The organism is Thermosynechococcus sp. NK55a, from assembly GCF_000505665.1.
Lineage (GTDB): Bacteria > Cyanobacteriota > Cyanobacteriia > Thermosynechococcales > Thermosynechococcaceae > Thermosynechococcus.
Genome location: NC_023033.1, coordinates 1732166 through 1758840 on the forward strand (window position 1 = coordinate 1732166; position 26675 = coordinate 1758840).

Consider the following 26675-nt stretch of genomic DNA (forward strand, 5'->3'; position numbering starts at 1 on the left):
ATCAACTTAGGAAAAAGCAAGAGACTAGGACAACTCAGGCAAGCTGTTGAGATAGGCCTTGAAATCCGCTTCAGCCTCGCGGAAGCTCTCTTGAGCTAGGGTGATACTATCGAGATCTGCCCCCTGATCAATTTTCAGGAAGTCATCGGTCAAGGCACGGGTCAAGGCCGTGGGGGTGGGTTGATCCTTTGCCAAAAGGTTGCGGTTGAGGGCTCGCATATCCATCAACATTTCACCGAGAGGGCCGCGCATAATGTTGCGGGCTTCCTGCCAATCACCTTTGGCTATGCTGACCTCTAAGTCAGCAAGGCGTTCGGCATTTTTCTCAATGTCGCTCAGGTAGTCTTGAATGCGAGTAATTTGCAACTCACTATAGGTGGGTGGGGGTGGGGTTGTGGCACTGGGGCCGCCACAGCCGACTAAAATAATAGCAACAATGCTTAATAGGATTGAAATTAGGGACTTTCGATTTAGACGCAGCATAGAACCTCAGCAGTCATATCGTGTCTTAAAAAACACGGTTCTATTCTGCCATGATCCCGTCGCGATCGCCCGCGCTGCAGCGAAGCTGTTTGCTCCCTTAGGGTATCTCTGTAGGGCAATCCCTGACACTGAGGGGATGTCCCCACACCACTGTTGCCTGATCGTAGATCACCATCCCCGGATTAGCGCCCTTCGGTTTTTGCACATACTTGCGGCGGGTATAGACGACGGGCACTTGGGCACTGGCTCGCGCTTGACTATGGTAGGCCGCTAAATCCGCCACGTATTGAATATCTTTGTCACTGGGCACCTCCCCCGCTTCAAGGCGGAGAATGACATGGCTGCCGGGAATCTCTTGGGTGTGAAACCACCAATCGTAGGGACTGGCAACGCGAAAGGTGAGATCGTCATTCTGACGGTTGTTGCGCCCCACAAGAACCGTGAAGCCACTCGGTGTCGTATAGCGTAGGTAGGGACTAGGGGTGGTTGGCGGACGATAGTAATCGGGGGCTATCAGGTATCCCTGTTGAATCAGTTCAGCCCGAATCTCCTCAAGGACATCTAAGGATGTGGCCGTAGCCAGGGTGGCCGCCACCTGATCCAAATAGGCAAGTTCCCCTTCAGCAGCCGTGAGGAGTGGGGTAATGTGCTGCTGGGCACGTTTCAGTTTTTGGTGTTGCCTGTATAACTCCTGAGCCGTTTGGATGGCGCTTTTTTCTGGGGAGAGGGCAATGGCGAGGGGTTCTTGGGTGGTAAAGTCCGTCACAATCAGTTCGGTCATGCCGGGTTGCCACAGGTGGGCATGGGCCATGAGTAAATCTGCGAGGTACCGTTGGCGATCGCCAACGGCGGCAGCAGCTAATTGTTCTCGAAAGCCCTCAATTTTGGCGATGAGTTTTTGCCGTTGTGCCTGTAGGCTCTGGTGTAACTGTTGCTGAAGTTGCTGTGTTTGCTGCTGCTGGAGTTGGTCTTGGTAATAGGTGGCCAGAATCTCGTGGATGCTAATGGTTGAGGGGGTCTGCACTCCAAGAGGGGGAATGACGCGATAGCCCGTTGCTGTGAATTGAGGCACAAAATGCCCCCTCTCTAAACACTCCAGCCAGTGCTGCCAATGGTCAAACAGCCGCCGCCACTCTTCAGCGCTTAGATCCGTAGTGCGATGCTCTGGGGGCAAAGCGGCATCGGCAAGTAGTTGCTGTACCAACGCAGGACTCAAGCCCCGATAGGCCTTCAGGAGTTGCTGCCGCAGCAGTCCGGGGATCACACTCACCTGTTGTTGCCATTGCTCAAAGGGAATCTCGCTACTGGGCAGCGCTGCTGTCAGGGGGGGTGGGGGCACATAGGGCTGACCGGTGAGAATGGGCCGCAAGCGGGACTGCTGGGGGCTGACTTGGTGGGCGGCGGTAACAATTTCCCCTTCAGCGTTTACCAGTATCACGTTGCTGTACTTGCCCATGATCTCGGCATAGAGACGCCACTGCGTTGCTTCCTGCAGGCGGGGCGCAAATTCCAAAACCACAACGCGCTCCCAAGGGTTGACTAGACCAACCTGCACAAGGGCAAGGCGATTGAGTTGGGCATGAAGCTGCTGACTAAAGGTAAAGGTGTCTGGCTGGCGGGGGGGCGGTGGTTCAAAGGCAATGCGTGCCGCTTGGGGATGCCAACTGAGGGTCAGCCAACCCTGTTTTTTCAGCGTGCGTAGAGCCAAGGCAATCGTGTGGCGATCGCGCTGGTAAACCGTTTCGAGCCGTGCTGGTAGCCAATGTTGGAGATCGGCACAAACAGCACGCAGAGTAGTCAAATCAACGGGTTGCACCGTCCAAACTCCGCAGGATTTTTTGAGGGAATCGGCATCAAGCTATACTAGTCTAGCCACTCTCTGGCCTTTTGCCACCCTGTGCTTGCTATGGCACTTTCCCGTCAATATCTACCCCCTTACCCCTGGCTCAGCCTTGGCGACGGGCGATCGCCACCAGCATTGACTTTATCCTGATCTGGCTGACGAGCGTTGTCGGTATCACACCAGCAGCAGCGATTCAGTGGGGACAACTGTTTGTCTTTGCCATCGTTTGGTGGTTACTGCGGGTGGCAATGGTCAACCGCAATAAAGGTCAAAGCCCCGGCCATTGGTTGATGAATGCGCGACTGTTGGATCAGCGGCAGCGAACACCGGATCTGCTCTCCCTCAGCAAGCGAGAACTGGTGATTGGCATCGGGGCACTGCTGACATTGGTGGGCTTGGAATCCTATGGTCCGAGTATGGCCCTCCTTATTTTGGCCCTGCCCCTAGCCGTTGACTGCAGTCTGGCGTGGATTGATGAAGAACACCGCACGCTCCACGATCGCCTAGGCGGCACAAAGGTGTATCGCTGTCGGCGCGGCTTTGCCCTCGATCGCAAGCTGATTGAATTGGTCAGCAAAATCCGCAAAGATCTGCCATAATTAGAGATCGGCTCACTGGATAGATAGGCAAGACCATGGCTAAAGCAAAAGGCGCCAGAATCATTATCACCCTAGAGTGCACAGAGTGCCGCACTAATCCGGCACAGCGATCGCCCGGTGTCTCTCGCTACACCACCACCAAAAATCGTCGCACCACCACAGGGCGGTTAGAACTGAAGAAATTTTGCCGCTACTGCAACAAACACACCGTTCACAAAGAAATCAAGTAATTAGAGGACAGCTATGGCATTTTATCGGCGACGCATTTCCCCCATTCCCCCCGGCCAACCCATTGACTACAAAGACGTGGATTTACTGCGACGCTTTATCACTGAGCGGGGAAAAATCCTACCGCGGCGGGTGACCGGTCTCACCGCCAAGCAACAGCGGCAACTGGCAGTAGCTATTAAGCGGGCACGGATCATGGCCCTCTTGCCCTTCTTGAATCTTGAAGGCTAGGAACTCGCGATCACCAATTGATTTTAATGGGCTGTTGTGAAGGGGTAGGTTAAAACTTACCCCTTTATAGATATCCCGATAAAGAATGAGACAGGATCCAGTATCCTCATCCCGAATTACTCCATGAAACTCATCTGTTTTTTTCCGCTGCTGCCCCTCTGGTCGAGGGCGTAATTAATCCTGGAAATTTCTACCCCACATTCTTGGGCATGGTTGACGAAAGGGTCATCGCGGTTTGCAGCAACCCCTACCGCTAAGGCTTCCCCATCAAGTTTCCAAGGACGAAGGGGATCACCTTGGGCACTCAGTTGTCTCGTTTTCGCCAGCGATGGAGGGTGGCGCGACTGACCTAAAAGATTATAAATGACCTCATTGATTTTGCCACCTTGCTTGACCTAGGAGACAACTCCTCACGTTCTTTAAGGATCTCCGGGACGCTTCAGGGCTAATCTATTTCTCTTTGCAATATAAATATCCCTCCCTTGCAAAATAGCTATATTTTTGCTTGCTCTCCCTGGCTACCTGTGTAAACATGAGAATGGTTATCATTCATCTGTTTCCCTATGGCTATTCAAGCACACCTTAAACGCTGGGGGCTGCTGCTAATTCTGGGGGTATTTTTGGGCAGTTGTGCCCCCCAAGCCCAGTCGCCACAGGAGCAGGAGACCTCACAGACAGAAGCGCCATTGACGATTGTGACGACTTTTTTACCCATCACTGCCTTTACAAAAGCGGTTGCGGGCGATCGCGCCACTGTCGAGCAACTGTTGCCCCCTAATGTTGATGCCCACGACTTGCAAGCCCGTCCTGAGGATGTGCGGCTTTTGGGGACGGCAAGGGTCTTGGTCAAAAACGGTCTTGGGTTGGAAACGTTCCTTGACCCCTTAATCAAGAATGCCGCCAATACAGACCTTAAAGTCATTGATACCAGTGCTGGAGTAACCCCAATTGCCAACACAAAGGGTAATCCCGACCACGCCCATGATCACGACGACCATAGCCACAGTCATAGCCATGGTGAATTCAATCCCCACATTTGGCTGGATCCTCAGCGTGCTGTCCAGCAGGTAAAAAATATTCGTGATGGCCTGATTGCCGTCGATCCTGAAGGGGCTGCCATCTATGAAAAGAATAGTGCTGCCTTTATTCAAAAGTTAGAAGCACTCGATGCCCTGGCACGGGAAAAGCTCACTCCCTTTGCCGGCAAAACATTTGTGGTCTATCACGATGTGGCCCCCTATTTTGCCGAGAGGTATAACCTGAAAGCGATCTATCTCGTCGGTATTCCCGCCGTTAACCCCTCACCAGCGGACGTGCAACGGGTGATGCAGGCGGTGCGGCAAAGTGACCTGAAAACGCTCTTGACTGAACCGGGGCAAGAACAGGGCTTTGAAAGTTTAGCGCAGGATTCGGGGGCAAAAGTGAGTGTGTTTGATCCCCTAGAGCGTGCCCCTTCTGCAGCGGATCTCACCCCTGCCTATTTCCTGGGCAAGATGGAGCAGAACATTCTCAACCTTGCTGAAGCGTTTGGGGCGCAACGGCAAGCCCATCGTTCCCCTTATTCCTTGGCGGTTTTGGAATTGGCGTGGATACCCCTGTGAAGGAATACCTACTGGAGGTGGAAAACCTCTCCGTGCGGCGGGGCGATCGCTGGGTGGTGGAAAATGTCTCCTTTACCCTCGCAGCCAATACGAATATGGCCATTGTTGGTCCCAATGGGGCGGGCAAAAGTAGCCTGATTCAAGCCATCTTGGGAATTATTCCCTACCAGCAGGGACGGGTGACGCTCCTAGGGTATGGCATGGCCTATCGCCGCACACTCCCCTATGTCCGCCAACAAGTGGCTTATTTGCCACAAAACTTCCAGTGCGATCCACGCATTCCGATCACAGTGGCTGAATTTGTGGGTTTGGGCTGGGGGCAACCGACATGGCAGTGGCCTTGGCAGTACCGACAGCAGCGCGATCGCGCCATCTTTGAGAGTCTCCAACGCCTGAACTTAGAGCATCTTGCGGCGCAACCCATGAGTTCCCTTTCCGGGGGCGAAACAAAACGCGCCCTTTTGGCCTATTGCTTGGTGCAGCCCCGTCGTCTCCTGATTTTGGATGAAGCTCCCGCTGGCTTAGATCGCCGAGGTGAGCAACAGTTTTACGACCTCCTGGAGACCCTCAAGGTGAGTGAGGGCTGGGGGATTTTACAAATTTCCCATCACTTGGAGCGGGTAAGAGCAACCTGCGATCAGGTGCTGTATCTGGATCGCTCTGTCCAAGGACTAGGAACCCCCGAATGGGTGCTGCAACAATTTGCGGCCTAAAGGGCTGATTCCCTCCTAAATTGAGCAAAGAAATCAAGCAGAATCCGTTGGTGGATGGCTCCTAAGGGGCGATCTTCCCCGAGGGTTTGGGCATAGTGAACTCCAGCCACCACAGAGGCGTAGGGTACCAAGTCCATCCCCTGTCCTTCATTGAGGACTAAGGTGCCCAATTCGCAGGTTAAAGGGCCTGTGAAAATATAGCGATGTACTTGGGGATCGCCGTACTCGCCAAAAAAGGTGAAGTGGGGTGGGCAGTAGCCAATCTCCTCATAGACTTCCCGCTGAACCCCCTCGAGCGGTGCTTCTTCAGGTTCAAGGTGACCGCCAAAAAGTCCCCAGTGGCCAGCATACAGGATGTGGGGATCATCATCTCGCAGCTGCATAAGAACGCGATCGCCTTGGTAGAGAATGGCAAGGGCCACGGGAACCATCGTAGGTGCTGGCATTGTCTTGCAGAATGTGTCCTTAGGGTTAGGTTACCCTAGAAACAGGAATCTTAAAGTAAAATGAAAAGCATAGCCCTTGAGAAATATGGCAGACTGCTATTGCGACGGTAATCAAAAGGCAATCAAGGGTGAACTAGACATCAAGCTAGGCGTTTAGAGGGTATTGCCGTTCCATCCGAGCGCAATGAAAGCTACTCATACCTATAGCAAATTTTAGATTGTTACATCTTTTTCATAAGATTTTACAAATTGGTATACGGTGGCACATTCTTAAGATTGTCTTAATATTTTTCTTGGGGTTGCGCTATTCATTTACTCGTTTTCTGGAGTTAATTGTCCTATGTTTTATCGCTTAGCCGAACAACACCGCCAGTTTATTCGCGACTTAGTGCTGAACCTGCAAGCCCTAGCGATCGCCCTAGAAAATCGAGGCTACATGGCCTCCTGCTACACCTGTGGCGGTGAACTCAACAGTGCCTCCTTTATGGTCAGCTTGGCCGACAACCACCTGATTCGCTTTTTGGTTTCTGATTATGGAATTACTTGGACTGAAATGCGGGACGACCGCGAACTGATGAAACTAGAAGGGGCAGAGGCCATCAACCAACTGCAGGAACTGGCCAATCTCCTCAAGGAAGTCCGTGTCCCCACTGCGATTTAACCCTGTCGGGGCTATCCTTGCCTCTTTGTCGGTGCTAGCTTAAAAGTAGTTGGATTTCCCTTCTGCTTTGATCCTCACCCTCAATGACCGAAGTTTCCCTGAGTTGGCAACACCAGTACCTCAGCGTTAACCAAGTGCGCCTGCACTACGTCACCCAAGGCAGCGGTGATCTAGTGATTTTGTTGCACGGCTTTCCAGAGTTTTGGTACTCTTGGCGATTTCAAATTCCCGTCCTGGCTCGTCATTTCAAGGTCGTAGTGCCAGATCTGCGGGGCTACAATGACTCCGAGAAGCCTGCCCATGGCTATGATCTCGATACCCTCAGCCAAGATGTTACGGCGCTCATTCAAGAGCTGGGCTATGAACGAGCACACATTGTCGGCCATGATTGCGGTGGCCTGATAGCTTGGCATGTGGCGGCCCGCTTTCCGCAGAGGGTGCAGCATTTAGCGGTCTTGAATACCCCGCACCTCTACCCTGTGGGACTGGAACTCTGGCAGCAGGTGGAGCATTTTTGGCGCAACTGGCCGCTATTGGCCTGCCACATCCCCGGCTTAGCGGAATACTGGCTAGGGCACAATCTGCGGAGTTTTTTGCAGGATTTCTTTCAGCGCTACTCCATCCGCAAGGCGGCCTTTTCAGCAGAAACTGTGCAACTCTATCAGGCGGCTCTCGAAAAAGCGGGAGCGATCGCTGCTGTCCTCAAAAGTTATCGCCATCTTTTTTCACCCCAACAGTGGTGGCACCTACTGCAACAGCACAGGGAAGCCATTACCAGCCCCACCCTGATCCTCTGGGGCGCCGATGATCCCCTCGCCCAGCCCTGCCTTGCCAATGGTATTGAAGCGTTGATCCATGCACCGTGGCGGCTGAAATACCTGCCTGACTGTGGCCACTGGGCACAACAGGAAGTGCCAGGGCTCGTCAATCGCGAACTCCTTGCCTTTTTGCGTGCATAAAAAATCCCCCTACCCATTAGGCAGAGGGAAAGGTATTCAATTAGGTATTTAATCAGGCATTTACTGAGCCAATCAACTTCCTTAGGCGAGCCACTCCAGCACCGCTTCTTCCTTGGTATTGGTGCGGCGTTCGGGGGTTTCGCGAGTGAACTTCATGTGAATAGCGCGGTTTTGTTCCCCATCTGCCGCCACTGCCAAGATCGGGAAGTCGATGAGGCCATCTTGGAAGGACATTTGGAAGCGGAACGTGCCATCGGGATTGAGTTTGATGGGGCGCCCACCAATGGTGACGGTGGCATCTGGCTCCGTAGCCCCATAGACAATGAGTTCAGCATCCGCCACCAACCAGAATTTGCGCGGACGAATGGGAGCCGCCGAAGCTGAGAAGCCAACGCCCGACATTGTCAGACCCGAAACCGTCGGCACCGCCCATAGCCCAACTCCAGAGGGGAAGACATAGGAACTGATGGCCATTTCTGGCAACTGGGAGATGGCGCCAGGGACTTGGTGCATAGAACCAAAGAGGGAACCCGCCACCCGCTGCGCTTCTGCCCCTTCGGCCATGGCAAAGATGCCTTCATAAATGGGATTGGGTTCGGCCGTGCCTGCCAAGGGTGCCCCCAGATCAAAGAGGGTTTTGCCCCGCAGATCCATATCCCAATCCACGGTAATGAATTGATCCCAAACCCAATCTGAGGGGTAGGCGGGGGGAATATGAATGGGGGCAGAACGAGCTAGAACTAACCAGCGGCCATCGGCACAGCGATAACCAATTTCCACTACATAGTCGCGATCGCTGACGGGGATGGGCAGATACCACTCCCGCGCCAACTCATCGCAGGGGTACTCCTGAACGCTGTGGGGAATTTGGCTATCGAGGTTGATATTCGTGGCATCGTAGAGGCGTAGAGCCAGTTGCTGCCCCCCTTGCCGCCGCAATTCTTCGCGGTGCTCGTTGGGCACATCCCAATAGGCGTAGGCCCACTGGGGATCACGGGGCATGAGGACAATGCGGCTTTCACCATAGCCACCCGGCAAATCCCCAAGGCCTTCATCCACTGAGGCCAAGAGAACATCATCTTGAGTAGGACCGAGGTCAAACTTTGCGGCTTCCACTTTTTCTTGGGACTCCAGACTAGAGGGGACAGGTTGGATAGAAATGGTGGTGGTCGATCCGTTGGCTTGCGCCTGTTTTTCACGGATGGCAGCGAGGAGCTGATCTTTGCGCATACGGCTATAGCGGGATACTTGCAGTTCACTGGCCACTCGCCGCAACTGCCGCAATGTCATTTCTTCTAAAGGGGGGCGATCTTTTGGCATGGGTGCCTCCTTTGCTGGGTTGATAGACGAAGCTATCCTTTGCCCTTGATCTTTGGCAAAAAACTCGTGGGGCGTCAAGGGAATTGCCGAACACCCCTAGGGATTTATACGCAGTTTATCCCTTTGTGGGGATCAAATGTTAGGGCTTCATAACAATTCTGCTGCAAGGGGATCAAGGGAGTGGCTGCCATTCCCTCCCTAGGCGGCGTTCTCTAGGGGCTATAGTTAAAGATGTATGCCTGCAATCTCCCTAGGAGTTGCATCACGTAACCAAGATCATTCCAAGTGCTATGACGATCGCCCCGAGCCGCTCCCTCGCTGACCTTTGCCGAGCTGATTTTCCGATTTTGGCGCGACAGGTCCACGATCGCCCCTTGATTTACTTTGACAATGCGGCCACCTCCCAGAAGCCCTTGGCAGTTCTCAATACCCTTGAGGACTACTATCGGCGCTATAACGCTAATGTCCATCGGGGGGTACACACCCTCAGTGCTGAGGCCACTACCGCCTATGAAGGGGCACGGGAAAAGGTGGCGCGTTTTGTCAATGCTGCCCATCCCGAGGAAATTATCTATACTCGCAATGCCAGTGAGGCGATTAACCTCGTGGCCTATAGTTGGGGCATGAATACGCTGCGGGACGGGGATGAAATTATCCTGACGGTGATGGAGCACCACAGTAATTTGATTCCGTGGCAGTTTGTTGCCCAAAAAACCGGTGCTCGCCTTAAGTTTGTTGAACTGACGCCAGAGCAAACCTTTGACCTCAACCACTACGAAAGCCTTTTGAGCGATCGCACGCGCTTAGTGGCTGTGGCCCATGTGTCCAACACGCTGGGGTGCCTCAACCCGATTCCCGAGATTGTCCGCCTTGCCCATGCCAAGGGGGCGCGGGTATTGGTGGATGCCTGCCAAAGTGTGCCTCACCTCCCCATTGATGTACAGCAGTTGGGTTGCGATTGGCTAGTGGCCTCTGGCCATAAAATGTGTGCCCCCACGGGTATCGGCTTCCTCTGGGGACGCTCGGAACTCCTGCGGCAAATGTCCCCCTTCTTGGGCGGCGGTGAAATGATTGCCGATGTCTTTCTTGACCATGCTACCTACGCTGATATTCCCCATAAGTTTGAAGCGGGAACGCCGGCCATTGCGGAGGCGATCGCCCTGGGGGCAGCGGTAGATTACCTGAGTCAGTGGGGGATGGCACGCATCCATGCCTACGAGCAGGAACTCACGGCCTACCTCTTTGAACGCCTCCAAGAGCTTCCTGCTGTCACGGTCTATGGCCCCAAATCAGGCGATCGCGCTGCCTTGGCCAGCTTTACGGTTGGTGAGGTGCACCCCCACGATCTCTCGACTATCCTGGATCAGTCGGGAATTGCGATTCGGGCAGGCCACCACTGCACTCAGCCTTTGCACCGCTATTTAGGGGTTCAATCCACGGCACGGGCTAGCCTTTACTTCTACAACACCCGCGCTGAAATTGATCAGTTTATTGCTGCTTTGGGGGAAGCGATTGCCTTCTTTAGCGAGGTCTTTGCCTAGAGCTTGAGGCTGAGCAGTTCACTGGCTTGGGCCTGAAAACCGGCACTGGTGAGGGCATGGCGGGCGCGATCGGCATCCTCAACGCGAAACTGTGGCCCTAGGCGTACGTACTGGGCATGGTAGCCATCGGTTACTTTGACCACCACCGGCACCTTGGGCATTTCTCCCGCCTGTTGCTTAAGCACTTCCGAGAGGCGACTTTGGGCCTGAATGTCCCCCGCCTGCTCTACGGGCAAATCCACAAGCACCAGTTTCACCTCTTCAAGGGGCTCGGCATCTTCAATCAGTAGTTGGGGGCGATCGTCACGCATTTCTAGGGTGCCCCACAGCAATAGGCGGTGATCAAGCTGCAATTGCCCATGAATTCGCTCATAGGCCTTGGGAAAAACCACCGCTTCCGCCTGACCCGTGAGGTCTTCCAACTGGACAATGGCCATTCGCTCGCCGCGCTTGGTGGTAATGGCCTTCAGTGCCGTCAGCAGGGCAATCACACTCACCACCCCTTGACCTGTGTGCTGTTCAAGATCGGCCAAGCTAATGGGGGCAATCATGGCCGCTGGCCGGTGAATATCCTTGAGGGGATGGTTCGATACATAAAATCCCAGTAGGTCTTTTTCTTGGCGGAGCTTTTCGGCATCGGGTAAATCATCAACCGGGGGCGCACTGGGGGCTGGGTCATAGCTGCCCTTGGATTCATTGTTGGAGCCCCCCGCCAACATATCAAAGAGATTCACTTGCCCCACCGCCCGATCTTTGGCGCGCCCCTGTGCCCACTCCAGCACGAGGGGGAGATCCTGCATCAGTTGGTTGCGGTTGCGCTGGGGATGGAGACTATCCATAGCACCGCAGGCAATCAGGGATTCAAGGGCGCGACGGTTGAGAATGCGACTATCGCCCCCTGCCCGGGGAACCCGTTCGCAAAAATCCGCCAAACTTTGAAAGGTGCCGCCCTCTGCCCGTGCCTGCAAAATGGCCGCAATCACCCCTTGCCCGACATTGCGCACTGCCGATAGACCAAAAAGAATTTTTTGGCCCACAGGAGTAAAGTCAATATCTGAGTGATTCACATCGGGGGGTAACACCTCAATCCCCATGCTCAGGCAGGTGGCAATATAGCGCTGTACCTTGTCTTGGTCGCCACTATTTGCTGTGAGCAAGGCTGCCATATACTCGACGGGAAAGTTGGCCTTGAGAAATGCCGTTTGATAGGTAACGTAGCCGTAGGCCGTGGAGTGGGACTTGTTGAAACAATTAGCGGCGATCGCCCCATTGGCCAAAAGAAAGTTGTGATCCCTGGCAACACCAATGTCATAGACCGCTTGCCACCCCACCAACTGCCGGCCAACAATCTTCACGCTTCACCTTTCCAAACGCTGCGCTCTCTATTCTAATCGTCGCACTGTGTCGCGAGCGGGAATCCGCACATCTCGCAGGGGCATCCCCCTGAGACACTGGTAGTGAGCCACCAACCAGTTGGGGGTTTGCACACCAATACTGGCGAGAGCCGCCACGGTGGGAAAAGGCCACAGTCGCTCAAAGATCACTTCCCCCTGCCAGTCAAATTGCAGAAAATAGCAGCCCACGGGTGCCTGCAAGTAATCTAGGAGTCGTCGTCCGAGGGCATAGAGGGTTTGTCGCTGGCGATCGCTGGCATGGATGGGTAACTGCCATGTCCCTTCAAGGCAGCCAATAATTTCGCCAAAGAGCGTCCCCTTTGCCGTTTGGGCCAGGGGCAACTGATAGAGACCCCCTGTGCCGGTTCCTATTCCCCACTGGGAAACCAAGGGGCCCAAAGCTCGACACTGCTGCCAAAGGTGGGATGATGCCCAATGGGTAAGGCTATAGTCCAGTACCGCTGCTTGGGGAGCGATCGCCATCGGGGCATCGAGGGGACAAACCACAATCTCGGCACTGCTGTGACATTGTTGCAGCACGGGTACCACTTTTGTGACTACTTGCTCCGCAGACAGTTCGGCCTCCCTTGGCTGTGCCGCACACCAGATCCGTATTTTCAATCCTCCCATCCTCCTGCTGCTAGGGCAGCTCACCAGCGTTCCATGAGCATCACCTGCTGTGCTAAGAAAATCACATCCGCCAAAGTTTCATTGTAGGTGTGGGCGGTCAAGTTGCGATCCTCTGCCCTTTGCAGGGCTAAGCGGACTTCCTCGGGGGTGAGTAGGCAGTTCCTGCAAAGCTACCTGTGCCCTTGGGGCGATCGCTCATCCTTCCCTAAACCATCTACTCAATGCCGGCTGCGATCACTGGCGATCAATAGTCGGCAGACACTTCTGACAAATCCACCCCAGCTGCTGCATCGATCAACGATCAAGTTAGACATCTCTAGGCGCATCCGCAACTCATCTCAAAGCCCCACGGGTAGCCGAGCCGAATCCATGGACCTTGACGGGGAGCCCTGCCAAAAGTCTGCTAGGATGTTTTTGGGTTCCTGCGGAGCTCACCCTTTGATTCCTGCTCACCTAAGTATGAAAGCTGGGAATCAGGCCAATCCGCGCAGGTTGTAATGAGGCTAATCCCTGCTGTTGTTGCTGGCGGGCTTGGGCGGCCAAGAGGGTTTGCAGATTCCGCAATTCGGCACGCAGTTGACTGTTTTCTTTTCGAGGCTTTCAATCTTCAGTTTCACTTGAGTGAGTCGCTCACTAAATTTTTGCCGATAGACTTCGGGCATTTCTTGGATGATGCGCTCCAGCATCTCATTGCGATCGCTCAATGCAATCACTTGAGCCTTCAAGTCGTTCATTTCTGCTTCGCGGTTTTGTGCCTGTTGTTGGTAAGCAAGAATTTGCTCTTGATAGGCTGCGATTTGCGCCTCCACCTGTTGCACCTGTGCTTGCAACAACCTCAGGGCTTCGGCATTGGCGGCTTCGGCTTTGCGGGCTTGGTAAAAGCGCACAAATAACTCAGGATGCTGCACCATGAGTTGATAGAGTTCCTCTGAGAGTTGCTGCACGAGTTGATCTCGCACCAGCAGTTCATCGGCGAAGTTGAGGGGAGTATCGTTCACGGCGGCGGCTCTCCAAGGGACTGTGCTGTGGCAAATTTTACGCTGCGTTTGATCCGCCTATGCAAGATTTGGAATTTTCTACGTACCATCAACCGGTGCTAGCACCTGCGGTGCTTGAGGCACTCCAGCCCAAGGCCGGGGGGCTATACTTGGATGCCACAGTGGGGGGTGGCGGACACACAGCGCTGCTCCTACGGCGTGAACCCACTTGTCGGGTACTCGCGATCGATCAAGACCCGATGGCTTTGGCAGCGGCTCAGGAGTTCCTTGCCCCTTTTGGCGATCGCGTCCAGTTTTGGCATGGCAACTTTGCTGATCTGCCTGTGGCTGAACCGATGTTTGATGGCATTCTCGCCGATTTAGGTGTGAGTTCTGCCCAATTGGATCGCCCAGAGCGAGGGTTTAGTTTTCGCTTTGATGCCCCCCTCGATATGCGCATGAATCCCGCTAACCCTTTGACAGCCGCAACGGTGATCAATCACTACAGCGAGCGAGAACTGGCGGATATTTTCTATGAATATGGGGAAGAACGCTTTGCCCGCCGCATTGCCCGCCAAATTGTGGCCCGTCGCCCCCTCAACAGCACCCAAGAACTGGCGCAGTTGGTTGCCCATTGCCTCAAGGCTTCCCCCCGACACCGCATTCATCCAGCCACACGGGTTTTTCAGGCCTTGCGTATCTATGTCAACCAAGAGTTAGCGGTGCTCGACCAATTTTTGGCGCGATCGCCCCACTGGTTAAAGCCCACAGGGCGCATTGCTGTTATTAGTTTCCATAGCTTGGAAGATCGCCGGGTGAAGCAGGCGTGGCGCGCCAATCCCCTTTTGGCAGTCCTGACTCGTAAACCAATCGTGGCGGATGCAGTGGAAGTGAGCCGGAACCCGCGATCGCGATCGGCAAAGCTACGAATTGCGGCGCGTACTTGTGCATGAATTGCCCGAATGATGGTTTATTTATTGGGTATCTTTACAGTGCGTCCTAATCTTTTAGGGCAATCCATTCCTGAGGAGTGCTGGAGTCTATGGTTGCTGCCCCTAAATTCAAATCCCGATTTATTCCCCAATCCTCGCCAACGCTGACGGAAATTCGGCCCCTCCCCAAGCCACCGGTGCCCCTTTGGCAAAAAACTTTGCTGAGGATTGAATGGGTTTCTGGGGTGGTCGCCACCGGTGCCCTCGTGGCTATGCTGCCTCTCTATGGTTGGTCAGCCCTCTGTCAGCAGCAGTGGAGTCAAGCCTATGACCGCTTGGAAACCCTAAAACGGCAGGAGCGGGAGCTACTGGTGAGCAATGAAACCCTCCGCTATCGGGTGACGCAGCAAGTGCAACGGGCCCCCCAAGGTCTTGTACCCCAAACACCACAACACGTTCTTTTTATGCCCAATGAGAGCAAGATTGCTGCCAAGACTCATTTTGAAGGGCTCCCCGTGACGCCACCGCCTCAGCGCACTGTCAATTACTGACCGCTATCCATGAAAACTGCCCGCCCCCAAAATCAATTCCTGCCACCCTTGCGCGTCGGTCTGATCTTTGGCTTTTTGCTCATGGGGATGGGGGGGGTGGTTGCGCGTTTGGTTTATTTGCAAGTGGTTCAGGGGGAAACCTTAGCGGCACGGGCACAGCAACAACAACGGCGCTATACCCCGCCAACCTTGGCACGCTATCCAATTACTGATCGCCGAGAGACGGTTGTTGCCCTAGATCGGCCCGTGTTTACCCTCTTTGCCCATCCGATTCAGTTCAAAGTGGCGCGCTCAGCGATCGCCCGCGATCTAGCTCCCCTACTCCAGCAATCCCCAGAGCAACTCTTGGCCAAATTCAGCTCCTATCCTACAGGCGTCCCCATTGCCTACGACATCGATGAACAAACCGCCGCCAAAATTCGCGCCCTCAACTACGATGGCCTAGAACTGAACCAAGGGTGGCAGCGCATTTATCCGCAACAGGAACTCATGGCGGGCATTGTTGGCTATGTGGATCGTGACCACCAGGGTCAAGCGGGGATTGAGTTTAGCCAGAATCAATTTTTACAGGTTCCCCATAGCCGCCAACTCCTCTCGATGAGTGCCCTAGGGGAGTGGCTGCCAGCGCTTGCCCCTGCGGATCCGCGGGTCTTAAATCAGGGGTACCATGTGCGCCTCACGATTGATAGTCGTCTGCAACAAACGGCACGCCAAGCCCTGCAACAGCAGTTACGCAAATTCAATGCTAAACGCGGCACGGTTATTGTCCTAGAAGTGAAAACTGGGGCACTGCGAGCCTTGGTCTCAGAACCCGCCTACGATCCCAATCATTACTACCGTGCTGATCCAGCCCTTTTTCGCAACTGGGCGGTGTCGGACCTCTATGAACCAGGATCAACCTTTAAGCCAATCAATACCGCCATTGCCCTTGAACTAAATGCCATTACTCCTGATACGGTGTTGCCCGATGAGGGACGAATTGTTGTTGGCGGTTGGCCAATTCAAAATAGTGACTATAGTCAACGCGGCGGCCGCGGTGCCCTTAGAATTGCCGAAGTTCTCGCCTACTCTAGCAATGTGGCCATGGTGCACATGATGAGCCGCATTCCAGCCCGCCACTACTATCGCTATCTCCATCGCTTGGGACTCACAGAGAAAGTGGGCAGTGATCTGCCCTTTGAAACAGCCGCCCAGTTAAAACCTCCGGAGCAATTTATTAACTATCCGATTGAACCGGCAACGGCCGCCTTTGGTCAAGGCTTTTCCCTGACGCCGCTCCATTTGGCTCAACTAGTGGGGGCGATCGCCAACGGTGGGGAGATGGTTACTCCCCATGTCATTGACGGCCTCTACGATGAAAATGGCCAACTGCAAAAACGCCTTGAGCAACGCCCCCCTCGACGGGTCTTTTCGCAGCGCACCAGTCAAGCGGTGGTCAAAATGCTGGGAGAAGTTGTGCGCTTTGGTACAGGGAAACCCGCCCATATTCCCGGCTATCGCTTGGGGGGCAAAACGGGCACGGCGCAAAAGGCGATTGGCGGTACCTATAGCAATCTGCGTATTACCAGCTTTTTTGCTGTCTTTCCCCTAGAACAGCCCCAATATGTGATTTTGGCGGTGGTGGATGAACCCAAGGGAGATGATGCCTATGGCTCAACGGTGGCCATTCCAATTGTGCGAGCGGTTACGGAGTCACTGATTACGATTGAGGGCATTCCTCCCTCACATCCACAGGAATTGCGGCGCCCCGCTGCACCAGCTTCGGTGTCACAATAGGGAAGAACAGCGCAAAAGGACGGTATGCTTCAACGGTTTTTTGTTACAGTGTTGGCTATTTTCGTGGTGTTGCTGGGAGGCTGTTCGGCCACCAGTGGGCTACAGGCCTATGTTGATAGCTACGATGGCTATGAATTCCTTTACCCCCGCGGTTGGGTACAGGTACAGGCCAAGGATCCGGTGGATGTGGTTTTTCACGACATTATTGAGACGACGGAAAACGTCAGCGTGGTGGTCAATCCCGTGTCTAGTACGAAATCCCTTGAGGAATTGGGGTCGCCTGAGGAGGTGGGCGATCGCCTGCTGCGCAATATCATTGCTCCCAGTGAAAGTGGCCGCAGTTCTGCCTTAATTGCCGCCACCTCCCAAAAGGCTGATGATAAGACCTACTACATTCTGGAGTATGCGGTCACTCTACCGGGGGATGGCAACAATGCTCAGCAGCGGCACAATTTGTCGAGTATTGCCGTAAGTCGAGGTAAGGTCTATACCCTCAGTGTGTCAGCGCCTGAAGAGCGCTGGCCAAAAGTGGAAGACCAATTTAAGACCATCGTGTCCTCGTTTAGCGTATATTAAAGAAAGAATTGGGGAGTTAGCTCAGTTGGTAGAGCGTCGCGATCGCACCGCGAAGGTCAGGGATTCGAGTTCCCTACTCTCCATGGTACTACCCCCGCTGCCGTAGTTTGTTAAAGACTGGCGGCGATCGCAACTCATTACCCACCTACCCCAATTTCCTGGCACTTCGTTTCAATCCGCAATCGCCTTCACTGCGACTGCTGCTGACCCGCTCTGCCGAATCTCCTCTGGAGGTCATTGCCCCATTGTCAGTGACAGCACTGGGCAACATCGTGCGAAACATTAACATCGTGCACAACATTGTGGGGCGAGAACAAGATATCTGCGCTTTGATTTAACTTTGCTCTGAACGAAGTCCTTGAGTTGGAAACATAACGGGAATATTGGGATTGACCCATACTTGACAGTTGAGTTCGCTGCTGGGTGGGAAAAAAGGAATCGGGTTGCCTGCGGCATCGGTGACTTCTGGCAGGTATTCAACGGTTAGGGCATCAAATTGACAGGTGTAGGCACCATAAATGACTTGTTGGCGATCGCGCAGGATCAACTGATAGCCAAAGCTGCGACTGGCATGGCCCAACTGATTAATCAGGGCAAAACGCCGTAAATAGGGCAAGCGTCCCCAAGCGGCGGGGGAGACAAAGGCTTCAATTCTGCCCCCCGGTGCTGTCATGGCTGGAAAGGCTTGCCAGCGTTGAATCACCTGGTCACCAAACTGCTGCACGGCCCACCAGAGGCTGGGTACTGTTAAGCCCACTGCCGAGGGAGACTCGCTAACCACAACTTGCTTTTCATTGACAGGCAGCGCGATCGCCGCCGCCACCGCTAGGGGTAAGTCCTCTGTAGAGGGATTGGCAGTCGTTCTAAGGGGATGGAATCCTAATAGAGCGATCGCTCCCACGGCACTCAACCATCGGCCCCAGGCCTTAGGAGGGGATAGGGTTCTCATTGGCCTTGAGTCAAGAAGGAACTTACCCCTATGTTACAAATGCAGCCATGCCTTCAATACATCCAGGAGGCTATTGCCGCCCCATGCAAGGGCAATCAAAATTGATGTGGTGACTGCTAGACCAATCAAAGAGATAACCACCCCTGCCAGGCTAATCAAACCATCGTCATCCAAAAGACCAAAGCCGATTGTAAAAATGCCCATGGCGGGAATGGTGTTGGTGCCGGGAATAGGCAAAATCATCGAGATCGCCATCAGCGATACAGTAACCCCCAAGCCCAAACGTCCGCCTCGGGTCGTGCAAATGAAGCGCCAGCGGGGACGGGAGATCAATTCAATCCGTCGCAGCCAAGGCAAAGCTGTGCGCACAATCTTCTGCATCTGGGAGCGCGGCATCGTGCGCTTGAGCAGCCACGGCGGCAGCCAAGGGACTGAGGCACCCACAAGCAATTGCCAACCCAACAGTAACAGCACAATGCCAAAGGGTGTGGCGTAACCGGGGGCTGGAATGGGCAGCGCCGATGGCAACGAAAGAACGGCCAGCAAAAAGCCAAAGGTTCGCTCCCCCGCCAACTGAACAATCTCTGCCAAGGACACCAGTGGTTGCGTTAAAACCTCTCCATGCCTAGGGCTGGGCACAGGACTCAAAAAGGCATATTCCAGGTCTGTGGACAATTTTGCCATGAAAAATTACAGGAAGTGGAAATGTTCCCACTGCTAGGATACGATAAATTGATCGTGAGTTTATGCTCAACACAGTTGACGGCAATTCCAAAGCCGCGATCAACCGGAATCCATGGCAACCCCATCTGACTTACCGACAGAGTTGCACCTGATTAATCCCCGGCGATCGCTAGGGCAGGTTTATCTCGACTGGACACCCCAACCCGGTTGCCATGTGGATCACGAAGGGGAAACCTATACAGTGTTAGAACGCCGTCATCGCTACCGGTTTCGTGGTGGACGCTATCAACTGGAAAAAATTGCCCTCTATGTGCAGCCCAGTGACACCCTTAGCGATCGCCATCTCGTGAATGGACAGTGGGTGATTGGGGATCCCTCCTGCCGCTGGAATGCCCTTTCACCCTTGTTGCGCTGTGCTGTGAACCCTCAGGGCTCCTGCCAAGCGTGTCGAGATTACCAGCCTCGAGAACCTTAGCATTTCCTTTCTCAGCTCAAAAATCCCCGCCAGGGCAGGGGAGGGTCTGGGTTGTTTGAATTGAACTCGGTACCGGCCAGCTACTGCCCTGGGGAGGTCAGGTAGGACGTTGCCGGTAGGACAACTTTCACCGGTTGAACGTGCCAGATGTCTTGGCAGTACTCGCGAATGGCGCGATCGCTAGAAAATTTCCCCATCCGTGCCACATTGAGAATTGACATTTTTGCCCATTGGGCTTGATCTTGTTGATAGACCTGAAGGACCCGTTGGTGGCAGTCCACATAGCTTTGGTAGTCTGCCAAGAGGCAATAGCGATCGTTTTGCCAGAGGTGCTGAACCAGGGGCCGAAAGAGTTCCGTATCGCCATGGGAAAAGTACCCCGAGGCAATGAGGTCGAGCACCCGCTTCAGCCTTGGGTTGCTATTGGCAAACTCCCAGGGGCGATAGCCGTTGCGCCACAATTCCTGCAATTGCTCTACCGTGTGACCAAAGAGGAAGAAGTTTTCAGCCCCCACCTCTTCGCGAATTTCCACGTTGGCGCCGTCGAGGGTGCCAATCGTCAACGCCCCATTGAGGGCAAATTTCATATTCCCTGTGCCTGAGGCTTCGTAGCCGGCTGTTGAAATTTGCTGGGAAAGATCCGCTGCTGGATAGACCTGCTGCCCTAGCGTTACGCTGTAGTTGGGCAAAAAGACGACCCTTAGGCGATCGCGCACCGCTGGATCACGGTTAATCACCTCAGCCACGGAGTTAATGAGCTTAATGATTAACTTGGCCATATAGTAGCCTGGGGCCGCCTTGCCGCCAAAAATAAACGTTTGGGGCACCATCTCCAGTTGGGGGTTGTCCTTCAACATCTGGTAAAGCGTGATGACATTGAGGACACACAGGTGCTGGCGTTTATATTCGTGGATGCGCTTCACCAAGATCGAGAAGAGGGAATGGGGATCCACCGTTACCCCTAGGCGATCGCGAATGTATTCCGCAAGGCGTTCCTTGTTCCCATGCTTCACCGATTGCCATTGGGCTGCAAACTCGGCATCCTCTGCCAAGGGTTCCAATTGCCGCAGTTGATCCAAGTGCTTCAGCCAATCTTCGCCAATGCGTTCGGTAATCAGGCGGGTTAATCTCGGATTGCTGAGCACCATCCAGCGCCGGGGGGTGACGCCATTGGTTTTATTGGAGAATTTCTCTGGTGTCAGTTCGTAGAAATCCTTGAGCACCGTTTTTTTCAGGAGTTCTGAGTGCAGTGCTGCCACGCCGTTGATGGCATGACTCCCCACCGCTGCCAAGTGGGCCATGCGCACATAGCGACAGTCACTTTCATCGATAATGGACAGCCGCCGCAGGCGATCGTTATCCCCCGGGTATTGCAGGCGTACCTCATCTAGGAAACGACGGTTGATTTCATAGATGATTTGCAAGTGGCGGGGCAAGAGGGAGCCAAAGAGATCTAGGGGCCATTTTTCCAGTGCCTCGGGCAGGAGGGTGTGGTTGGTGTAGGCAAAGGTTCGGCGGGTAATGTCCCATGCCTGCTCCCAAGGCATGAGATGCTCGTCGACGAACAGGCGCATCAATTCCGCCACTGAAATGGCTGGGTGGGTATCGTTCAACTGAACGGTGAACTTCTCATGGAAGCGGCTCAGATCTTGTTTGCCCGATTGTTTGTAGAGGCGGATCATGTCCTGAAGGGCACAGGAGCAGAAGAAATACTGCTGCATCAGCCGCAGTTCTTTGCCCTGCAACTGCTCGTCATTGGGATAGAGGACCTTCGTGATGTTTTCTGAAGCAATTTTTTGGTTGACAGCGCCGTAGTAATCGCCTGTGTTAAAGGCTTGAAAGTCAAAGGACTCCACCGCCTCTGCCCGCCATAGACGCAGAAGATTGGCGGTATTCACCTTGTAGCCCAAGATGGGGGTGTCATAGGCCACTCCCTGAATCACTTGGTGGGGTTGCCAAACAACCCGATAGCGGCCCTGATCATCGGTATAGCTATAGGTGTAGCCGCCAAACTTCACCTGCAAAATCAATTCCGGTCGGGGAATTTCCCAAGGGTTGCCATAGCGTAACCACTTGTCGGTAATCTCGACTTGCCAACCATCGCGAATTTCTTGGTCAAAGATACCGTACTCATAGCGAATGCCATAGCCAATGGCGGGGATTTCCAATGTAGCGAGAGAATCCATATAGCAGGCGGCCAAGCGTCCCAACCCGCCATTCCCCAACCCCGGCTCCTCCTCCTGATCGAGGAGTTCTTTGAGGTTCAAACCGGTTTGCCGCATGGCTTCTTCAACGGCCTCATAGAGTCCGAGGTTAATTAGGTTATTGCCAAGGTGTGGCCCTAGCAAAAATTCGGCGGAGAGATAGCAAACAGTGCGGCTTTCTTGATCTCGATAGGTTTTTGCAGAATTCAGCCAGCGCAACAGTAGGCGATCGCGCACGGTGTAGGCCAAGGCCAAGTAGTAATCATTTTTCGTCGCCACTTCGGGAAATCGCCCTTGGATAAAGAAGAGATTATCCATAAAGGCGCGCCGCAGGGTTTCAATGCTCGTACCGGTGCGATCGTCTTCCGTGAGCACTGTAGGACAACCGGGCGGAATGAGACTGGTCATTGTGGGAATCCTCGCAAAGAATTAGCGCGATTAGTAGTAGTCAGCCCTTCCCTATCTGTTCTATCGCGATCGCCCGGGATTCCCCCCTAAGTACAGAATCTCTTTACTCGCACTCTTTGCTAGTAAAGGGGGGCAAGCCCTTCCCTAGCCTTCATTCACTGTGGGAAACAGTTGGCAGGTCAGCTCTTCATCGGAGGAGTCAGGGGGAGGACTGCCGCGGGTAGCCTCTGGGGCTTGGGTGTGTTGATAGCGTTGATAGAGCGTACTCAGAAGTTTGATCAGGCGATCGCCCCCACTGGCATAGAGAGGATCCTGGGGCAAACGTGCCAAAGCAGTGGCCATTTGCGTCTGCAAAATCTCTAAATCACCATAGCGGCGGGTCAGCCGTTGCAGCAAATCAATGAGGGTAAACCGCTCTAGGGCTTGGGCATGCACCGGCTTGGTGGTCAACAGAGCGGCCACAAGAAGCTTCATATGCAGAGGGGTACAGTAGCGGGTGACTTCTAATCGCAAATCGTAGAGATCTGCAGTGCTGAGGGTTGGCGCCTCGATGGTCAGTGTAGCCGTCGCAGCTTGGCTGTAAAGGGGGACCAAAATTTGCAGCAGTACGGCTGAGGGAACCTGATAGGCCTGTGCTTTGTTGAGACTATTGACAAGGGCAGTTAGGTGCTGTCCCAAGAGGGTGGGGGTTTTCAGCCGTTCAAGGATTTCGATGAGGACCTGTTGCACGTCGCTCACGGTCCATGGCGGTGCTTGGGTCGGCCACTGATGTTGCTGAAGGGCATACAGTAGCTTAAAAAGGCGGCTCTGCTGCGGGTGCTGGGCAATTTGTTGGGCAGCGGTGGCAATGGTAGAAGTCGTTGGGGTCACAGGTTGGCCAAACGTCCCTCGGTACTGCATTGTAGCCAATTTTCCTAGACAGTGGTTTAATCCTGCTGATGGCCAAGGGAGGGTGAGGGCTTCTGCTAGGATTGGGAGAGTTTAGGGGTGACAGAACAACGGTGAGAGCGCTTTTCCATCGTTTGCAGCAGCGTCTCAATGAGATTGTGGTTGGTCAAGGGGCGATCGCCCAAGGATTAATTGTGGCTCTCCTCGCCGAAGGCCACGTCATCCTTGAGGGGGTGCCGGGCACTGCCAAAACCCTGCTGGTCAAGCTCCTCGCTCGCCTGATTGCAGCGGAATTTCGCCGTATCCAACTCACCCCCGATGTTCTCCCCGCTGATATTCTCGGTACGAGCATTTTTGACTTCAACAGTCGCACATTTCGCCTGCGCAAGGGGCCAATTTTTACCCAAGTACTGCTGGCGGATGAAATTAACCGCACACCGCCCAAAACCCAAGCGGCTCTCCTAGAAGCGATGGAAGAACGGCAGGTGACCCTCGACGGCACTACCCTCGCCCTCCCTGGTTTATTTTGGACAGTGGCCACCCAAAACCCCTTGGAATTTGAGGGAACCTATCCCTTGCCCGAGGCCCAACTGGATCGCTTTCTTGTGAAGCTGGTGGTGTCCTATCCAGAGCCAAACGCTGAACGGCAAATGCTGGAAAATGCCCTTGCAGGCTTTGAAGCCCGCGATCTCGATCAACTCAATTTGGAGCCCTTGATTACCGTAGAGCAAGTTTTGGCAGCACGACAGCAGGTGCGGCAAGTCCATGTGGAGCCGGTGGTGCTAGATTATCTTTTGGCGTTGGTGCAGGCCAGTCGTCAACATCCCGAACTCCTTTTGGGGGCTTCCCCACGGGCGGCAGTGGGCTGGCTACGTGCTACCCAAGCCCAGGCCTGGCTAGCGGATCGCCCCTACGTCACTCCTGAGGATGTGAAGGCGATCGCCATCCCCCTACTGCAACACCGTTTGATCCTCAAGCCCGAGGCCCAGTTAGACGGCACCACGCTGCCCCAAGTGATCCAAAGTATTCTTGCCAAAGTTGCTGTTCCCCGATGAAGGCACCTGCCAGTTACCAGTTTGGTCGCCACCGCCCCCGCTGGGTGCCGACGGTCCGCTTCTATGGCCTGTTGCTGCTGGGGGGAGTCTTGCCGGTGCTGACGAACTTCCTACCGTCGGAGCTATGGCCAATCGCCGATGGGAAGCCGCAGGCAACCTTGCGCTACTGGCCTCTGGGGCTGGGGTTAGTCTTGATGGGGCTCTACGATCTGGTGATTTTCGGCATGTCCCTGTGGGACTACAGCCGCATCGGTCGCTGGCAACTGACCCTCGATCGCGTCTGTGAGTCACGGTTATCCATTGGTCGGCAAAACCCGATTCGCCTCAGGCTACACATCCGTGGTGAGGTCCCCTTGAGTGAGCAGATCTGGGTTGAACTCTACGACTATGTGCCCGCTGAGTTGACGGGGGAAACCCCCTCTTTTGCCGTTGCGGCGCTAGTCCACAGCAGCTTGGAATTGCTCTACCATGTGTTTCCACCGCGACGGGGTGCCTTTCAATGGCCCGGCTGTGATGTCCGTTTGCGCAGTTCTTGGGGCTTGGCGTGGCGACGTTGGTTTGCACCCCTTGTCACGGAGGTTGAGGTCTATCCTGATTTGATGGCCTTGCGATCGCTCTCAATTCGCCTCAGTTTAGAGTCCAGTGGTAGCCTGCGGCGGCGACGCTACGCCCTGGGAGGCACCGAGTTTGCGGAATTGCGGGAATACCATCTGGGGGATGATCTGCGCCTTATGGATTGGAAAGCTAGTGCTCGCCGGGGATGGCCTCTTGTGCGAGCCATGGAGCCAGAACGGGATCAACCCCTGATCATTCTGCTGGATCGGGGACGCTTGATGACCGCTACTGTGGCGGGTTTGAAACGCTTTGACTGGGGCTTAAACGCGGCATTGGCCTTGGCGCTGACGGGCTTGCGACGGGGTGACAAGGTGGGCTTAGGGATTTTTGATCAGCAATTGCACACCTGGATTGCGCCTCAAGGTGGTGATTCCCATCTGGGGCGGATGCTCACTCAGGTGTATCGCTGTGAACCGGTTTTTGAAGAATCGGATTATGTCGGCACAGTGAGCGCCATTTTGGGACACTATACCCGTCGTGCCCTTGTCGTCGTTCTCACAGAGGTGATTGATGAGGTGGCTTCCCAAGAACTCCTCACGGCCATGGCTCGCCTGACGCCCCGTTTTCTACCCTTCTGTGTTGCTTTGCGCGATCGCCACATTGAAACCCTTGCCCACCGCCCTTTAGTGCCACAGCCCTTGGCTCCCGTAGATCAGGTGGCCACCCTTTATGAACAGGCTGTTGCTCTCGATCTGCTGCATCAGCGACAGCGTGCCTTTGCCCATTTGGAGCAAAAAGGGGTTCTCGTGCTTGACGCCCCTGCGGATCAGGTGAGTGAGCAACTGGTGGATCGCTATCTGCTGCTAAAAGCCCGTGGCCAACTCTAGGCTTGGCTCGCCTCGATCACACGGGTCTTCCTTGGCTCCTGCAGCGGCCATAGGGGTGGGCGATCGCCCGTTGGTGTTGCTTGGGGAAAGGGTGTTGAGGTCTGCGTCAGCCCACAAGTTGCCCGCAAACGCGCTTGCAGGAGCTGACTCACCACCTGACGTTGAATAAATGCTTGCTCAATTGCTGGGGGGACTGAACGTTGCAGTTCCATAGCTTGCCTCGAATTCACCGCTGCTCACGGCGACACCGGCTTCCGTGCGCTTCCTACACCCACAGATGATAGGCCTCAGTTTGATCTTAGCGACCATTGCCCGCGCTGGTAAAAACGACTACCAAAATGCAGGGGGCTTGTGGGGATTTGCTGACACTATTGCGAAGAGGATACATTCCCAGACGGGGGCGACTGTCCTTTGTGTTCGCAAAACTCGTAGATCACCTTACCGCCATGAATAACAACATAGAGGGTCACGCCACTGAGAACAAAAGGCATGAGCTGCTCCAGCCAAGGCAGGTGGCAACCGAGGCGAGTGAGAACAACGGCAAGGGCATCGTCCAAGAGGCTAATCAGCAAAGGGAACAACTGCCGCAGCAGAGCAAGAATCTCTGATAAATAGCCATCACTATCCATAAATGTCTTCTCAAATAATTCGACGCAGAAAATAATTTTAAGTACAGCTTAAATACCGTCTGTTTTGCAGGTATGGAACATACATCAATCGAGTCATTATTTACAACATTGTCATTATTTGCAAAGTTATTTACAACCTTTTGTACAAGAGTTGAAACCCGAATCAATACGGTATCAATCAATTATTATCCCCCGATGAAGGATATATCCTAATGTTTAGAAATTTTGAAAAATGCGCTGCCGGCTGTGATGGATTGTGCTAGAACAGCACCCAGCTGAGGGATTTTTGGAAACTTTTAAAAACCGTAATACTTCTATTATAAACAACCGCCATGCCCTAGGAAAGATAGCCTTTCTCTAAGGTAGAGAGTACATAAGTAGGCTGTAATCCTGTCAGCAAGCGGTTTTGACTTTTCCAAGCAGGATGAATCCTTGTGCACAGAGCTGTAACTGTAATTAATTGTTACATCAGAATATATT

28 protein-coding genes and 1 tRNA gene are annotated in these 26675 nt (G+C 54.0%); 16 read left to right on the forward strand and 13 right to left on the reverse strand.

Annotated elements, in window-relative coordinates:
* Nucleotides 1-24: 24 nt before the first annotated feature.
* Nucleotides 25-483 (reverse strand): photosystem II protein PsbQ, encoded by a 459-nt coding sequence (gene psbQ, locus NK55_RS08430; RefSeq protein ID WP_024125322.1) that lies wholly within the window; start codon nucleotides 481-483, stop codon nucleotides 25-27.
* Nucleotides 484-580: 97 nt separating this feature from the next.
* Nucleotides 581-2299: an NFACT family protein gene (locus tag NK55_RS08435; protein ID WP_024125323.1), complete on the reverse strand. Its 1719-nt coding sequence runs from the start codon at nucleotides 2297-2299 to the stop codon at nucleotides 581-583.
* A 71-nt stretch (nucleotides 2300-2370) separates the two neighbouring features.
* On the opposite strand from NK55_RS08435, the gene NK55_RS08440 reads away from it, so the two are divergent.
* The 5 genes from NK55_RS08440 (at nucleotide 2371) to NK55_RS08460 (ending at nucleotide 5698) form a co-directional block, all read left to right on the forward strand.
* Nucleotides 2371-2925, forward strand: coding sequence for an RDD family protein (locus NK55_RS08440; protein ID WP_024125324.1), 555 nt, complete (start codon nucleotides 2371-2373; stop codon nucleotides 2923-2925).
* Between the two features lie 35 nt (nucleotides 2926-2960).
* Entirely contained in the window at nucleotides 2961-3155 is a 195-nt protein-coding gene (gene rpmG / locus NK55_RS08445; protein ID WP_024125325.1) for a 50S ribosomal protein L33, read from the forward strand.
* Between the two features lie 13 nt (nucleotides 3156-3168).
* Entirely contained in the window at nucleotides 3169-3384 is a 216-nt protein-coding gene (rpsR, locus tag NK55_RS08450; protein ID WP_011057896.1) for a 30S ribosomal protein S18, read from the forward strand.
* Nucleotides 3385-3947: 563 nt separating this feature from the next.
* A complete protein-coding gene (locus NK55_RS08455) occupies nucleotides 3948-4985 on the forward strand; it encodes a metal ABC transporter substrate-binding protein (RefSeq protein WP_024125326.1) in 1038 nt (345 codons plus the stop codon).
* A complete protein-coding gene (locus NK55_RS08460; protein WP_051372828.1) occupies nucleotides 4970-5698 on the forward strand; it encodes a metal ABC transporter ATP-binding protein in 729 nt (242 codons plus the stop codon). The genes NK55_RS08455 and NK55_RS08460 overlap by 16 nt, the downstream gene beginning before the upstream one ends.
* Here NK55_RS08460 and NK55_RS08465 read toward each other — a convergent pair.
* Nucleotides 5695-6144: an NUDIX hydrolase gene (locus tag NK55_RS08465; protein ID WP_041429176.1), complete on the reverse strand. Its 450-nt coding sequence runs from the start codon at nucleotides 6142-6144 to the stop codon at nucleotides 5695-5697. The genes NK55_RS08460 and NK55_RS08465 overlap by 4 nt on opposite strands.
* 340 nt (nucleotides 6145-6484) lie before the next feature.
* Between NK55_RS08465 and NK55_RS08470 the strand changes: the two genes are divergently transcribed.
* Nucleotides 6485-6805, forward strand: coding sequence for a DUF1815 family protein (locus NK55_RS08470; RefSeq protein ID WP_024125329.1), 321 nt, complete (start codon nucleotides 6485-6487; stop codon nucleotides 6803-6805).
* Between the two features lie 83 nt (nucleotides 6806-6888).
* Nucleotides 6889-7764 (forward strand): alpha/beta fold hydrolase, encoded by an 876-nt coding sequence (locus tag NK55_RS08475; RefSeq protein WP_024125330.1) that lies wholly within the window; start codon nucleotides 6889-6891, stop codon nucleotides 7762-7764.
* 81 nt (nucleotides 7765-7845) lie between these two features.
* On the opposite strand, the gene NK55_RS08480 is transcribed toward NK55_RS08475, so the two are convergent.
* Complete coding sequence (locus tag NK55_RS08480; protein ID WP_024125331.1) at nucleotides 7846-9084, reverse strand: DUF4912 domain-containing protein; 1239 nt, start codon at nucleotides 9082-9084, stop codon at nucleotides 7846-7848.
* A 290-nt stretch (nucleotides 9085-9374) separates the two neighbouring features.
* Between NK55_RS08480 and NK55_RS08485 the strand changes: the two genes are divergently transcribed.
* The gene (locus tag NK55_RS08485; protein WP_024125332.1) at nucleotides 9375-10625 is read left to right on the forward strand and encodes a SufS family cysteine desulfurase; all 1251 of its coding nucleotides are present in this window, start codon (nucleotides 9375-9377) and stop codon (nucleotides 10623-10625) included.
* Here the strand turns inward: NK55_RS08485 and NK55_RS08490 are convergent.
* The 3 genes from NK55_RS08490 to NK55_RS08500 form a co-directional block, all read right to left on the reverse strand.
* Nucleotides 10622-11980, reverse strand: coding sequence for a DNA polymerase III subunit alpha (locus tag NK55_RS08490; RefSeq protein WP_024125333.1), 1359 nt, complete (start codon nucleotides 11978-11980; stop codon nucleotides 10622-10624). The genes NK55_RS08485 and NK55_RS08490 overlap by 4 nt on opposite strands.
* 27 nt (nucleotides 11981-12007) lie before the next feature.
* Nucleotides 12008-12640, reverse strand: a complete 633-nt coding sequence (locus NK55_RS08495) for a hypothetical protein (protein WP_024125334.1) — start codon at nucleotides 12638-12640, stop codon at nucleotides 12008-12010.
* A gap of 512 nt (nucleotides 12641-13152) precedes the next feature.
* Entirely contained in the window at nucleotides 13153-13647 is a 495-nt protein-coding gene (locus NK55_RS08500) for a hypothetical protein (protein ID WP_051372830.1), read from the reverse strand.
* Between the two features lie 59 nt (nucleotides 13648-13706).
* Between NK55_RS08500 and rsmH the strand changes: the two genes are divergently transcribed.
* The 5 genes from rsmH (at nucleotide 13707) to NK55_RS08525 (ending at nucleotide 17544) form a co-directional block, all read left to right on the forward strand.
* On the forward strand, nucleotides 13707-14579 hold the full coding sequence (gene rsmH / locus NK55_RS08505; RefSeq protein ID WP_024125335.1) for a 16S rRNA (cytosine(1402)-N(4))-methyltransferase RsmH: 873 nt from the start codon (nucleotides 13707-13709) through the stop codon (nucleotides 14577-14579).
* Between the two features lie 89 nt (nucleotides 14580-14668).
* The gene (locus NK55_RS12470; RefSeq protein WP_024125336.1) at nucleotides 14669-15109 is read left to right on the forward strand and encodes a hypothetical protein; all 441 of its coding nucleotides are present in this window, start codon (nucleotides 14669-14671) and stop codon (nucleotides 15107-15109) included.
* Between the two features lie 9 nt (nucleotides 15110-15118).
* Nucleotides 15119-16885, forward strand: a complete 1767-nt coding sequence (locus tag NK55_RS08515) for a penicillin-binding protein 2 (protein WP_024125337.1) — start codon at nucleotides 15119-15121, stop codon at nucleotides 16883-16885.
* Nucleotides 16886-16909: 24 nt separating this feature from the next.
* Entirely contained in the window at nucleotides 16910-17461 is a 552-nt protein-coding gene (gene psbP, locus NK55_RS08520; RefSeq protein ID WP_024125338.1) for a photosystem II reaction center PsbP, read from the forward strand.
* A gap of 10 nt (nucleotides 17462-17471) precedes the next feature.
* Nucleotides 17472-17544: transfer RNA gene (locus tag NK55_RS08525), tRNA-Ala, on the forward strand.
* A gap of 251 nt (nucleotides 17545-17795) precedes the next feature.
* Here NK55_RS08525 and NK55_RS08535 read toward each other — a convergent pair.
* Both NK55_RS08535 and NK55_RS08540 read right to left on the reverse strand, forming a co-directional pair.
* Complete coding sequence (locus NK55_RS08535; RefSeq protein ID WP_225871806.1) at nucleotides 17796-18362, reverse strand: hypothetical protein; 567 nt, start codon at nucleotides 18360-18362, stop codon at nucleotides 17796-17798.
* Nucleotides 18363-18443: 81 nt separating this feature from the next.
* The gene (locus NK55_RS08540) at nucleotides 18444-19094 is read right to left on the reverse strand and encodes an exopolysaccharide biosynthesis protein (RefSeq protein ID WP_024125340.1); all 651 of its coding nucleotides are present in this window, start codon (nucleotides 19092-19094) and stop codon (nucleotides 18444-18446) included.
* A gap of 112 nt (nucleotides 19095-19206) precedes the next feature.
* Between NK55_RS08540 and NK55_RS08545 the strand changes: the two genes are divergently transcribed.
* Nucleotides 19207-19569, forward strand: coding sequence for a DUF6464 family protein (locus NK55_RS08545; RefSeq protein ID WP_024125341.1), 363 nt, complete (start codon nucleotides 19207-19209; stop codon nucleotides 19567-19569).
* A gap of 80 nt (nucleotides 19570-19649) precedes the next feature.
* Here NK55_RS08545 and NK55_RS08550 read toward each other — a convergent pair whose 3' ends face one another.
* Together NK55_RS08550 and NK55_RS08555 are read right to left on the reverse strand one after the other, a co-directional pair.
* Nucleotides 19650-22181: a glycogen/starch/alpha-glucan phosphorylase gene (locus tag NK55_RS08550; protein WP_024125342.1), complete on the reverse strand. Its 2532-nt coding sequence runs from the start codon at nucleotides 22179-22181 to the stop codon at nucleotides 19650-19652.
* 144 nt (nucleotides 22182-22325) lie between these two features.
* Nucleotides 22326-23081 (reverse strand): hypothetical protein, encoded by a 756-nt coding sequence (locus NK55_RS08555; RefSeq protein WP_024125343.1) that lies wholly within the window; start codon nucleotides 23079-23081, stop codon nucleotides 22326-22328.
* 101 nt (nucleotides 23082-23182) lie between these two features.
* Between NK55_RS08555 and NK55_RS08560 the strand changes: the two genes are divergently transcribed.
* Both NK55_RS08560 and NK55_RS08565 read left to right on the forward strand, forming a co-directional pair.
* The gene (locus NK55_RS08560; RefSeq protein ID WP_024125344.1) at nucleotides 23183-24124 is read left to right on the forward strand and encodes a MoxR family ATPase; all 942 of its coding nucleotides are present in this window, start codon (nucleotides 23183-23185) and stop codon (nucleotides 24122-24124) included.
* On the forward strand, nucleotides 24121-25566 hold the full coding sequence (locus NK55_RS08565) for a DUF58 domain-containing protein (protein ID WP_024125345.1): 1446 nt from the start codon (nucleotides 24121-24123) through the stop codon (nucleotides 25564-25566). Before NK55_RS08560 ends, NK55_RS08565 begins: the two co-directional genes overlap by 4 nt.
* Here NK55_RS08565 and NK55_RS08570 read toward each other — a convergent pair.
* Both NK55_RS08570 and NK55_RS08575 read right to left on the reverse strand, forming a co-directional pair.
* Nucleotides 25563-25778, reverse strand: a complete 216-nt coding sequence (locus NK55_RS08570; RefSeq protein WP_024125346.1) for a hypothetical protein — start codon at nucleotides 25776-25778, stop codon at nucleotides 25563-25565. The genes NK55_RS08565 and NK55_RS08570 overlap by 4 nt on opposite strands.
* 156 nt (nucleotides 25779-25934) lie before the next feature.
* Nucleotides 25935-26195 carry a hypothetical protein gene (locus tag NK55_RS08575; protein ID WP_024125347.1) on the reverse strand — a complete coding sequence of 87 codons (261 nt, stop codon included), beginning with the start codon at nucleotides 26193-26195 and terminating at the stop codon, nucleotides 25935-25937.
* Nucleotides 26196-26675: the final 480 nt, after the last annotated feature.